This window comes from Microcoleus pseudofavosus SVA1_A4 (assembly GCF_036700565.1).
Lineage (GTDB): Bacteria > Cyanobacteriota > Cyanobacteriia > Cyanobacteriales > Microcoleaceae > Microcoleus.
Genome location: NZ_JAUBPE010000074.1, coordinates 2,479 through 15,173 on the forward strand (window position 1 = coordinate 2,479; position 12,695 = coordinate 15,173).

10 protein-coding genes and 1 pseudogene are annotated in these 12,695 nt (G+C 47.0%); 9 read left to right on the forward strand and 2 right to left on the reverse strand.

Annotated elements, in window-relative coordinates; all coding sequences use genetic code 11:
- From QUA02_RS25825 to QUA02_RS25865, 9 genes and pseudogenes are all read left to right on the forward strand, one after another.
- Positions 1-753 (forward strand): annotated as a pseudogene (locus QUA02_RS25825) (ATP-binding cassette domain-containing protein); the annotation flags it as partial.
- 48 nt (positions 754-801) lie between these two features.
- Complete coding sequence (locus tag QUA02_RS25830) at positions 802-1,593, forward strand: ABC transporter permease (protein ID WP_333031973.1); 792 nt, start codon at positions 802-804, stop codon at positions 1,591-1,593.
- Positions 1,594-1,708: 115 nt separating this feature from the next.
- Positions 1,709-2,611 (forward strand): Rpn family recombination-promoting nuclease/putative transposase, encoded by a 903-nt coding sequence (locus QUA02_RS25835; RefSeq protein ID WP_333031975.1) that lies wholly within the window; start codon positions 1,709-1,711, stop codon positions 2,609-2,611.
- 44 nt (positions 2,612-2,655) lie between these two features.
- Positions 2,656-4,896 (forward strand): GldG family protein, encoded by a 2,241-nt coding sequence (locus QUA02_RS25840; protein ID WP_333031977.1) that lies wholly within the window; start codon positions 2,656-2,658, stop codon positions 4,894-4,896.
- Between the two features lie 99 nt (positions 4,897-4,995).
- Positions 4,996-5,661, forward strand: a complete 666-nt coding sequence (locus QUA02_RS25845) for a DUF4340 domain-containing protein (RefSeq protein ID WP_333031978.1) — start codon at positions 4,996-4,998, stop codon at positions 5,659-5,661.
- Positions 5,662-5,916: 255 nt separating this feature from the next.
- Entirely contained in the window at positions 5,917-7,047 is a 1,131-nt protein-coding gene (locus QUA02_RS25850) for an ABC transporter ATP-binding protein (RefSeq protein ID WP_333031979.1), read from the forward strand.
- Between the two features lie 217 nt (positions 7,048-7,264).
- Positions 7,265-8,395, forward strand: coding sequence for an ABC transporter substrate-binding protein (locus QUA02_RS25855; protein WP_333031980.1), 1,131 nt, complete (start codon positions 7,265-7,267; stop codon positions 8,393-8,395).
- A 227-nt stretch (positions 8,396-8,622) separates the two neighbouring features.
- Positions 8,623-9,534, forward strand: a complete 912-nt coding sequence (locus QUA02_RS25860) for an ABC transporter permease (protein WP_333031981.1) — start codon at positions 8,623-8,625, stop codon at positions 9,532-9,534.
- Positions 9,535-9,625: 91 nt separating this feature from the next.
- A complete protein-coding gene (locus QUA02_RS25865; protein ID WP_333031984.1) occupies positions 9,626-10,471 on the forward strand; it encodes an ABC transporter permease in 846 nt (281 codons plus the stop codon).
- Between the two features lie 199 nt (positions 10,472-10,670).
- Here QUA02_RS25865 and QUA02_RS25870 read toward each other — a convergent pair whose 3' ends face one another.
- Complete coding sequence (locus QUA02_RS25870; RefSeq protein WP_333031985.1) at positions 10,671-11,486, reverse strand: acyl-CoA desaturase; 816 nt, start codon at positions 11,484-11,486, stop codon at positions 10,671-10,673.
- A gap of 387 nt (positions 11,487-11,873) precedes the next feature.
- A complete protein-coding gene (locus QUA02_RS25875; RefSeq protein ID WP_333031986.1) occupies positions 11,874-12,686 on the reverse strand; it encodes an acyl-CoA desaturase in 813 nt (270 codons plus the stop codon).
- Positions 12,687-12,695 lie beyond the last annotated feature (9 nt).

The window sequence follows — 12,695 nt, forward strand, 5'->3', positions numbered from 1 at the left end:
GTAGAGTCGATCGAGAATTTTCAGTCAGAACCAGTTGTCGAAAATCCGATCGTTGTAGAAACCGAAGAGTCGATCGAACTTTCTCAACCAGAATTAGTTGTCGAAAATCTAGAAGTTGCAGAAACAGTAGAGTCGATCGAGCTTTCTCCACCAACATCTGAACCACTTGGAGAAACACCAGAGGCTATAAGCGATTTAGAACCTGAACTGCAATCGGTTGCAGATTTTCTGGAAATTGTAGAAATACAAGAGTCGATCGAGCATCATGAACCAGAACCAGAACCAGTTGTCGAAAATCCGATCGTTGTAGAAACCGAAGAGTCGATCGAACTTTCTCAACCAGAATTAGTGGTCGAAAATCCGATCGTTGTAGAAACCGAAGAGTCGATCGAACTTTCTCAACCAGAACCAGTTGTCGAAAATCCGATCGTTGTAGAAACCGAAGAGTCGATCGAACTTTCTCAACCAGAACCGGTTGTCGAACATCTGCTGATTGTTGAAACACCAGAGTCGAGCCAACCTTCTCAACCAGAACCGGTTGTCGAAAATCTCGAAGTTTCAGAAACACCAGAGTCGAGCCAACCTTCTCAACCTAAATCGGAACCTGTTGTAAAAAATCGGCCACTTAAAAAAAAGCAACAACCGAGTAGCGATTCTCAACCACAACAGCCACCTGTTACCAAAAAGCGAAAAATAGAAAAAAAGCAAGAGGATAGCGACAGCGAAACACCACCCGCAGGCGACTCAGAATGAACCAATTACCAATTACCCATTCCCCCTTCCCCATTCCCAAGGTTAGCAATGATTAGTAATATTGTCGCAATTTACCGCAAAGAACTGCAAAGCTATTTTGCCTCGCCATTAGCATATGCCATCGCCGCAGTCTTTTGGCTGATCACCGGCTACTTTTTAATCGCCATTCTCCTCGCCCCCGACGGGTTAATTCCCCAAATCGCCCAGCGAGACCAAGCAGGAATTACCGAACCTCCCATCGACGTGGCCTACGAATTCCTGCAACTCTTCCTGCGAATAATGGGTTCCCTTTCACTGTTCGTATTACCCGCACTTTCAATGGGACTTTACGCAGAAGAACGCAAGCGCGGCACCTTAGAACTTTTAGCCACATCGCCCTTAACAAACTGGGCAGTTGCTACCGGCAAACTCCTCGGCGTTTTAACATTTTATACCACAATGTTGCTGCCCCTGCTCTTCTGCGAGGCGATCGCCCTCAGTTCCTCAACCCCACCCGTACCCCCAGGCGTCCTCCTGCTAGGACACGGCGGCTTAATCTTACTAGCAGCCGGAGTATTATCCCTCGGAATGTTTATTTCCTCCCTCACCGACAGCACAATTTTATCCGCCATCCTCACCTTCGCTCTAGTATTATTTCTGTGGGTGATCGATGCAGCCGCCGTCGGTATCGGTGGGCCATTCGGAGCAGCATTAGGACAACTTTCGCTGCTAACACATTACACCAATCTTGTCAAGGGAGTTTTCGATACCAGCAGTTTAATTATGTTTGCCAGTTACATCATTTTAGGAGTATTTCTCACCGCCCAATCCATCGACGCCTTGCGCTATCAGCGTTCTTAAACAGCGAAGGGAGAGAGGGAGAATGGGAGACTTGCCCAATTACCAATTCCCAATTCCCAATTACCAATTACCAATTACCAATTAATGTTAGTTATTCCACTAATTGCCTAAAAAAATGAGATTTATCAATCCAAAAATCGACTTTGCGTTCAAAAAAATATTCGGTTCCAGCGATACCAAAGACATCCTGATTAATTTTTTAAACGCCATCCTTTATGAAGCACAGCCGGTGATCGAAGACTTAGAAATAATCGACTCCCAACCAGGAAATCAAACTTTCGGAGTCCAAGACACACACCTAGATGTCAAAGCCACAATTAACGGCGGCAGAATCGCCCTCGTGGAAATCCAACTGATAAACGTGCCTTTCTTTGGGAACAGAGTTTTGTACAACGCTGCCAAAAGCTACAGCCTGCAATTAACAGGAGAAGAACGCTACGAAAGACTAAAAACAGTAACTTCATTGAAAATTGCCGACTTTGAAATGTTTGACAATCAGCCAGAATTTCTGTCGCGATTTGTTTTCAAAGAAAAAGAGCAACAGTTTGATTGTCCAGATACTGAAATAGAATTAGTATTTGTCGAACTGCCAAAATTTAGCAAAGGATTAGAAGAATTAGAAACACCAACGGACAAATGGATTTACTTTCTTAAAAACACCAGCACTCTGGAGACATTACCAGAAGCACTGAGTGCAGTTCCCGAAATTCAGAAAGCTTTGATAATTGCCAACGAGGACAACTTCACTAAGCAAGAATTAAAGGAATTGCAGAACCAAGAACTCTGGATTCAAGACCAGCAGATTGCCATAGATGTAGCAAGAGAACAGGTGACAAAAACCGCTCAACTATCGTTAATTTTGCGTCAACTTGTGCGGCGCTTAGGCACAATACAAGCGGAAACAGAAAACTGCATCCGTCAATTAGGCGTACAGGAATTAGAAGAATTAGGAGATGCCGTGCTGGATTTCAACCAGCAGTCAGATTTAACAGCATGGTTGCAGGCTAATGCGATATAGAATAACATCCTCGAACCGGAATTTGGTACCCCAATATTTACCCTATGAAAATTAGCAAAACAAATTGGAAATACATTTTTTGGCTGGGCCCCCTCCTCATCGCAGCGGGGGTAACAGCAGCGCTTGTATCGGGAGTATGGGAACCACTGACAGTCGGTTTAGTTATTGCCGGAGCAGTGACGATCGCACTTTGGCTGCTATATTTAAGTTACGAACAAAGCTTTTGGGGGCGGCGTTCCACTCAAGCCAGCACCAACGCCCTGATTGCTACCCTCGCCGTCTTTGTGATTCTCGGAGTAATTAACTTCATAGCTTTTCGCTATCCCGTCCGCATCGACTTAACCGAAAGTCAACAATTTACCCTCGCCCCCCAGACTCAACAAATACTGCGAAACCTGCAACAAACAGTCAAAGTTTGGGTATTTGACCCCATCCAAAACCCCCAAATTAAAGAATTGCTGCAAAGTTACAAACGCGAGGGAGGCGAAAAGTTCCAATTCGAGTTTGTAGACCCGCTGGCCCAACCGGGAAAAGCCCGGGAATTTAGCATTACCAGCATCGGAGAAGTTTACCTGCAATCCGGCGACAAAAAACAAGTTCTGCAAAAAGGCGGCACTGCTTTTGGTAGCGACCCGAATCAAGGTCTTTCAGAGATCAAACTGACCAATGGTTTAGAAGAAATCCTGAGCACTCGCGTTGCTACAGTTTACTTTTTGCAAGGCCAAGGAGCCCGCCCGCTAAAGGAAGGTCAAGGCGGAATTCAGCAAGCTGAAAAAGCTCTGAAAGATAAATACTACAACGCTCAAACGCTGAATTTGACCGAACGCAAAGAAGTGCCAGAAGATGCAGATGCTTTAATTGTTCCTGGGTTGGAAAAACCGTTTTCCGATGCAGAAATTAAAGCACTAAAAGCTTATCTCGATCGCGGCGGCAGTTTATTGTTAATGGTAGACCCGGCAATTAATACGGGATTGGACAAACTGCTGCAAGAATGGGGCGTAAAACTAGACACCCGTTTGGCCATCGATGCTTCGGGAAGTGGTCAGAGATTTGGCCTCGGCCCCACGGTTCCCACAGTCAGGCGCTACGGCGAACATCCGATTACTCAAAGTTTTGGCAGCGGTATTTCATTTTATCCGTTTGCGCGTGCTTTGGAAATTTCGCCAGTAGAAGGGATAGAGGAAAAACCTCTGATTTGGACGAGTCAAGAAAGTTGGGCGGAAAGCGATTTGACGACGAGGAAATTGGAGTTCGATCAGAAGACCGATCGACAAGGCCCGCTATTATTAGGTGTAGCTTTAGTTCGATCGGCCACTGACACCACTCCGTTAAATCCCTCACCCTCACCCTCACCAACTTCGCCATCGCCGACAACTTCGCCATCGCCGACAACTTCGCCAACAACATCGCCATCGCCAACAACATCGCCATCGCCGACAACATCGCCATCGCCGACAACTTCGCCATCGCCGACAACTTCGCCATCGCCGACAACTTCGCCATCGCCGACAACTTCACCGACAACTTCGCCATCGCCGACAACTTCACCGACAACTTCGCCATCGCCAACAACTTCGCCGACAAATTCACCGACAACTTCGCCATCGCCAACAACTTCGCCAACAACATCGCCATCGCCGACAACTTCGCCAACAACATCGCCATCGCCGACAACTTCGCCGACAACTTCGCCATCGCCGACAACTTCGCCATCGCCGACAACTTCGCCATCGCCGACAACTTCGCCGACAGCTTCCCCAATCAGCTACTCGGTGATTGTCTCCCAAGAAGCTACGCCTCCAGCAATACCGACGACTTCGCCAACACCCGCAGCCTCTCCCACAACCTCTCCAGAAAGTTCGCCAACTCCCACAGCATCTCCCACAACATCTCCCACACCGACACCAGAAACATCTCCCACAGCATCTCCCACACCGACACCAGAAACATCTCCCACAGCATCTCCCACAACATCTCCCAGTCCAAAGTCAACTCCTTCAGCGCCTTCAACTCCTAGAAAAACAGCGCGAATGATAGTAATTGGCACATCTCAATTTATTACCAACGGTTGGTTTGACCAACAACTCAATAGCGACGTGTTTCTCAACTCGGTCAGTTGGTTGAGTAAACCAGACCAGCAAAGCTTTTCTATCAGTCCGAAAAAAGCTACCAACCGCCGCATTAACATGACGGTCGTCCAAGTAGGATTGCTGGTTTTAGCTTGGCTAATTTGGCCTTTACTCGGACTGGGAATTGGCGGCGCTATCTGGTGGAAGAGAAGATAAGTTAGTTGACGGTTGACGGTTGACTGTTGACGGTTGACTGTTGACGGTTGACTGTTGTCAGTTGTTATTAATAACAGACTCCCCAATGCCCAATGCCCAATGCCCAATGCCCAATTCTCGGTTACTATGAAATTGCAGAAAAATACATTAGTATTGATAGCCGTCGCGCTGAGCATGGCTGGGTTGGTTGCTTTGTTCGAGATGCAAGTGTCTCCGAAACAGGAAGCGGCTAAGGAAGAAAAACAGAAAATTTTTGCTTTCAAGTCCGATCGCGTACAATTCTTTACAGTGAAAACTCCCGAAAAAATCTTGACTTTTGAACGAGTTTATGCTACAAAAGGAGGCAAGTCTAGCTGGGAAATGAAATTGCCAGTGCAAGCACACGCGAGTCAGGCATCGGTGGATTTTTTATTAGACAGGCTAGCAACAGGAAAGAGCGATCGCACGATTAATATCACTGCCGCTCAACTGCCAGAATTCGGTCTCGACCAACCGCAAGCTACAGTCACAGTAAAGCTGGACAACCAGGAAACTCACCGCCTAGTTTTAGGCAAAACAGACTTTAGCGGCCGTTTCTTGTACGCTCAAGCCAATCCGGCGGAAGCGCCCCCTCAAAATTCAGCCCAAAATTTGCCCGTCCTGCTAGTGCCTTTTGACTTTAAAAATGCTGTCGAGCGACCTTTGTCAGAGTGGAAAAAAGCAGAAGAACCCAAAACAGAGAAACCGCAAAAACCCTCTCCCGCGCCAAGTCCTGAGAATCAATAGATGACCGATGGATCTGAGATATTGCACCATTCTCAATAAGCCTTTTATGAACAGGCAAGATGCCTGTGAAGCGAAGAGTGAATTTTCTTGTGGAACAGGCATCTTGCCTGTTGCTGACAATGGTGCACTCTGGGATAGAATTTAAAGAACAAATCCCAAAACCTGTTACATCCAACATTCCTCACCTAAAATACAGAAAAGTCTAAACTTAAACTGTATTTAAGCAGCGTGCATTAACCCCAGGAAAGGGCGAATATGTTTCAGACAGCACTCAACCAAGGTACGACAGCAGCGGATACAGCGCTTGACGTTGAACTCCGCAAGGTCTTCAAGGTATTTAACGGCGAAACCGCAGTCCGCGGAGTAGACCTCAACATCCGCCAAGGAGAATTTTTTAGCATCCTCGGGCCTAGCGGCTGCGGCAAGACTACGACGCTGCGGTTAATCGCTGGGTTCGAGACTCCCTCAGCGGGCGAATTGATGATTCGCGGCCAGTCGATGACCAACACTCCAGCTTACCGCCGTCCGGTAAATACCGTGTTTCAAAGCTACGCTTTGTTCGGACACATGAATGTCTGGGACAACATCGCTTTTGGATTGCGGATTAAAAAGCTGGGGAAAGCGGAAATTGAAGAACGGGTACGGGAAGTTTTGCAATTGGTGAAAATGGAATCTTTCGCCAACAGGTTTCCCGGTCAAATGTCGGGCGGCCAGCAGCAGCGGGTGGCCTTGGCGAGAGCTCTGGTAAATCGACCGGCGGTTCTGCTGCTGGACGAGCCCCTAGGTGCTCTGGATTTGAAGTTGCGGAAGCAGATGCAGTTGGAACTGTCGAATTTGCATCAAGAATTGGGTTTGACTTTTGTGATGGTGACTCACGACCAAGAAGAGGCGATGAGTCTTTCTGACCGGATTGCGGTGATGCACGAGGGCAGGATCGAGCAAATTGGCTCTCCTGAAGAAATTTATGAGTGCCCGCAGACGGCTTTTGTGGCGGATTTTATTGGGGATACGAATTTGTTTTCTGGTACGGTGGAGTCGATCGACCGATCGACTCTCACAGTTCGCACATCAGCCAACCTGAAAATAATGGTTCAGCAGTCGGATATGTGGAGTGGCGTTACCGGCGACTCTGTGGTGGTCAGCGTCCGGCCGGAAAAAGTATATTTGAATCTCTACCAGCCGGAAGTGTCCGTCAACTGTTTTGAAGGACGGCTCAAAAATACTATGTACATGGGCACGCACGTTCATTACGTGGTTGAGTTGTCGTCGGGCGATAAAATTACGGTGCGCCAGCCAAATACCGGCGGCTCTTTCCCAGACCCGCACACGCCGATTTACGCTTACTGGGGGACTACTGATTGTCTCGCTTTGGGCGATCGATCCTAATGAGGGAGAGGGGGAGAATGGGAGAGGGGGAGAATGGGAGAGGGGGAGAATGGGAGAATTCCCAATTACCAATGCCCAATGCCCAATGACCTGTGTGGCCAATGCCCAATGCCCAATTCCCAATGCCCAATGCCCAATTCCCAATGCCCAATGCCCTAATTCCCAATTCCGCAATTCCCCAATCTAAAATCTAAAATCTAAAATCCAAAATAGAACTGTGCCTCCGACTAATCTACCAATTTCCAGGTTTTCCAGGGCTAATTCTACACGCCGTCACTTCCTAAAAAATTCGGCGGCGACAATTTCCGGGTTAGCTCTTTCGAGCTGCGGGTGGCGACTTGCAGACGTGCAATCTGCTCCTCCCGTCAAAGGTGCTGCCGACCAACTTTTCATCTACACTTGGGCAGGCTATACCGATACAGCCCTGCTCGATCGCTTTGCCGAAAAAACAGGCATCCGCGTCGTTGCAGACGTATTTGACTCCAATGAGGCGATGCTGGCTAGAGTTCAAGCCGGCGGTGGCCGAGCCTACAGCATCATTTACCCGTCTGACTACATGGTGATTCAGATGACGGAACTGGGGCTGTTGAGCCAATTAGACCACTCGATGTTGGGAGGGATCGATCGACTCAAAAAACAGTTCCAAAACCCCGTCTACGACCCAGGAAACCGCTACAGCGTACCTTTGAGTTGGGGAACCACAGGCTTAATTTACAACAGCGAACAGCTCAAAGAAGCTCCGGGCGATTGGGAGTATTTGTGGCAGCACAAAAACGAGTTAGCAAGGCGAATGACCCTGGCCAATGATGTTCGAGAAGTGATGGGTGCTGCGTTGCGGATGTTGGGCTATTCTCTCAATTCTACGAACCCAGAGCAAGTGAAACAAGCTTACGAAAAGTTGGTGGAGTTAAAACCGGCGATCGCATCTTTTACCACTGATGCTTGGCGGCCGCAAATGCTGACGGGGGATTTGAAGGTAGCCATGTGTTATTCTTCTGATGCTAATGAGGTAATTCCAGATAATGACAAATTGCGCTATGTTGTGCCAAAAAGCGGTTCTTCTCTGTGGACTGACACTTTAGTAATTCCTAAAGGTGCTCCCAATCCAGAAGCAGCTTATAAGTGGATCAACTTTATGCTGCAAGCGGATGTCGCTGCTTCTTTAGTAGAACGGCTCAGTTTCTCAACTCCTTCGGAAGATGCTTTTAGTTTGCTGACGCCGGAAGTGCGGGAAAATGAAATTCTTTTCCCTTCTGAGGCTACTTTGAAAAATTGCGAAGGTGTTGCTCCGGTAGGAAAATTTATAGACGTGTACGATCGCTATTGGACTAAATTAACCAGCGGTTAATCTTATTTTTGCCATAAATTTCATGTACATTTCGATTTACCGTGGGGTGGAGGGCGGGTTTATGAGATTGTTTATTTTAGGCGATTATTGTAGGTGAACTCGCCCCTACATTACATTTCGATTTACCGTGGGGTGGGGCGGGTTTAGGAGATTGTTTATTTTACGCATAGATTGTTGGTGAAACTCGCCCATACAAATCAAAACTCAAAACTCAAAACTATTTATTTATGGCTGTTTCCACTCAAGCTCCCCCTCCTCTTCCTCCCAGTTCTCCATCGAAGGCTGAAACTGTTTCTCGCTGGTCGTCGTGGACAGGGCCGCTGGCATTGCTGGGCCCTTCTGGCTTGTTCCTGATTTTATTATTAGTAATACCAACTCTGGTGATTTTTCAACTTAGTTTGGTGCCGAATATTAAGCCGGGAGATTTGGTGAATCCTTCGGGAATCGGCAATTACCTGCGAGTGTTTGAGCCGCTGAATTTGCAGGTGATGGGTCGATCGCTCTTTTTCGCAACGGGAACGACTATTCTGTGTTTGCTGCTGGGATTTCCCGTCGCTTACTGGATCGCCCTCAATGTCTCGCCGAAGTGGCGGAATTTAACTTTGTTAGGGTTTGTGTTGCCGCTGTGGACTTCTTCGCTGTTGCGATCGTATGCGTGGATTACAATTCTGCGTCCTACGGGCGTTCTCAACTCGCTCCTGGGACTTTTGGGCATTGCTCCTTTAGAATTGCTAAATCAAAGTTCCGCCGTTCTAATCGGCATGGCTTACAGCTATTTGCCTTATATCGTGACAATTCTCTACGCTTCTTTGGAAAAGTTAGACCGCAGGTTGCTAGAAGCATCTCAGGATTTGGGCGCGAATCCGGTGGAAACTTTTTGGCAGGTGACAGTACCTCAGACGATGCCGGGAATTGCTGCGGGTTCTTTGCTAGTATTTATAAGCTGTTTGGGCGATTTTGTCGATCCGGAGTTGCTCGGCGGAGCTTCCAGCATGACGGCGGCTCGTTTAATTTACAATCAGTTTTTGGGGGCGACTCAGAATTGGGGGCTGGGTTCGGCTCTGAGTATGGTATTAATTTTTGCAGTGAGTATCGGAATTGCACTTTTGCTCAAATATGGCGATCGTAATGCAATTTAAGTTAGTTGACTGTTGACTGTTGACTGTTGACTGTTGACTGTTGACTGTTCCAATAACCAATAACCAATAACCAATTCCCGATTAGCGAGATATGGAAAATACTGCCGACAATCCACAGGAGGAAATACAACCCGATATGTACTTAAAACCTAAATTTAAGATTTCTTGGCAGGTAATATTTGCCCTTTTGATGTTTTTTTATATGTACCTGCCCATCTTGGTACTCACATTTTACAGCTTTAACAAATCGCGTTTTAGCGCTGGCTGGGAAGGATTTACCTTAGATTGGTACGTTAAATTATTTAGCGATACGCGGATTTTGATTGCTCTGAGAAACAGCTTAACAGTGGCTGTTTGTGCAGTTGCAATCTCGGCTGTACTCGGCACTTTGATGGCCGTGGGTTTAGCCCGCTACCGCTTTCCAGGCAAAAGCTTATATCAGGGAGTTTCCTATTTGCCGATTATTATTCCAGATATTGCTAGCGCGGTTGCTACTCTGGTATTTTTAGCGGCGCTGGCTATTCCTCTGAGTTTGTGGACAATTGTCGCCGCTCACGTTGTGTTTTGTCTGGCTTACATCGCTCTAGCTGTTTCTACTAGATTGGCAGATTTAAACCCGTATTTAGAAGAGGCTGCCTTGGATTTGGGTGCAACGCCTGTTGAAGCTTTTATTCAGGTTTTGCTACCTCAATTAATCCCCGGAATAGTTTCTGGTTGTCTCCTGTCTTTTGTCCTCAGTATGGACGATTTTTTGATTGCGAGTTTTACCGCAGGTAGCGGGACTACAACTCTGCCGATGGAAATTTTTAGCCGGATTCGGACTGGGGTAAAACCTGATATTAATGCTCTGAGCGTGCTGTTGATAGTAGGTTCGGGAGGATTGGCATTTTTAGCGGAATATTTGCGCGGCCGGGGCGAACAAAAACGGGCTCATTAGTCATTAGTCATTAGTCATTAGTCATTAGTCATTAGTCATTAGTCATTAGTCATTAGTCATTAGTCATTAGTCGTTGGTCATTCGTCATTGGTTATTAGTCACCAAAAAACCCGGTTTCTCAAAGAAACCGGGTTTCTGAAGCGTTAAGGTGCGCCGAGGCGCCCCCTACAGAGGTTCTGCGTCTAGGACCCAATTGCTGCTACTTGGCTGGTAACTTCACCTTACTTGCCAAACCGAGTGCTTCCAAGACTTGAATTGTCATCCAAGTGAAGTCAATTTCCCACCTTTCCATCCCGTGACGCGCAGAGTATTGATAAGCATGGTGGTTGTTGTGCCAGCCTTCGCCGTAAGTCAGGACAGCCACCCACCAACAGTTAGTAGAACTATCCTTTGTTTCGTAAGTGCGGTAGCCAAATTTGTGAGTGGCGCTGTTTACAAACCAGGTGCAGTGATACACGAAAACTAAGCGGACAAAAATTACCCAAACTACAAAAGACCAGCCGGCTGCTAAGTAGAGCAAGACACCAAATGCGATTTGGATGGGGAGAAAGTAGTTTTGCAAAAATTGGTAAAATGGGTCGCTCGAAATGTCTTTTGTGCAGCGGGGAATTTCATCGTGAGCGGGGCCTTTATAAAACATCCAACCTAGGTGACTCCACCAGAAACCTTGCTGGGCATTGTGAGGGTCGAGCTCATTTTGGTCTGAGTTAGTGTGGTGCAAACGGTGTAGCCCCACCCAATGAATTATACCTCCTTGACAGGCAAGAGCTCCGCAAAAAGCTAGGAAATATTCGACGAATTTTGGTGTCTGAAAACTGCGGTGGGTGAGCAGGCGATGCCATCCCAGAGTTATTCCCAAACCGCCTGTTATCCAGTGCATGAATACAGTTAAACCAACTGCTGTCCAATTGAAGTTACTCGGAAGCAGGGCGAATAAAGCGCCGACGTGAACTCCGCCTAAAGCAATAATGTGGGCCCAATTGTATTGGAGTTTGTTTTGCGTTGCAATTGTCATTCTATTCTTGATTTCTGGTTAGATGCTGAACTCGATTCACGCATAATAGTTTGGATTTAGTAGTGAACTGTTTTGCTGCACACTTGACCAAACTAATAAAAAATGAATGATAGATTTTCGAGCGGAATTGAAAAAGATTTACCGTTTTATTTTGAAATCAAAAATTTTGGTTGCTAAACAAAATTTTTTGTTCCCAACTCTATTATAACTGATTCGGGATTTGGTTGGGTCGATCGCACAAAACGATTCAATCTTGGCTCAACCCAAACCCAAACCCGATCGCAAAAACTGGCTGTGAAAGTCAGGAAAGCAGTGGTTAATTGTTATTTGTTGTTCTAACTGCCAATAACGAATAACCAAGGCCCAATGCTATAAAGGCCCAACTCGCTATTTTTCTGCTAATTTCACTTTGGTTGCCAAACCCAGCGATTGCAGCAGTTGAATTGTCATCCAGGTGAAGTCGATTTCCCACCATTGGAGACCGTGGCGAGCCGAGTATTGAAAGGCGTGGTGGTTGTTGTGCCAGCCTTCGCCGTAGGTGAGCAGAGCCACCCACCAGCAGTTGGTCGATCGATCGCCCGACTCGTAGGTGCGGTAGCCGAATTTGTGAGTAGCGCTGTTCACCAGCCAAGTGCAGTGGAATACCACTACAATCCGCATAAACACGCCCCAAACCACGAAAGACCAGCCGCCTAATAAATAGATCAAGAGACCGAAGACTATTTGGATGGGGATAAAATATGCTTGGAGAAACTTGTATACTGGATCGTCGCTAATGTCTTTTGTAAAGCGGGGGATTTCAGCTCTGATCGGTATATCCGAGAGCATCCAACCCATGTGGCTCCACCAAAAGCCTTGATTGGAATCGTGAGGATCTGTTTCAGTGTCGGAATGTATGTGGTGTAACCGGTGCATTCCTACCCAGTCTATTGGGCCGCCTTCACAGCAAAGCGTGCCGCAAAAAACTAGGAAATATTCGAGCCATTTGGGAGTTTGGAAACTGCGGTGGGTGACGAGACGGTGAAATCCCAGAGTAATTCCCAGGCCACCTGTTACCCAGTGCAGGAATACAGCGAAGCCGACGGCAGACCAGCTAAAGTTAGCGGGTAGGAGAGCAAATAAAGCACCGATATGGAGAAAGGCCATAAAGCCTATGACAGGCCAATCAGCAGAAGTTTTTTTGGAAGTTGCGATCGTCATGAAGATATT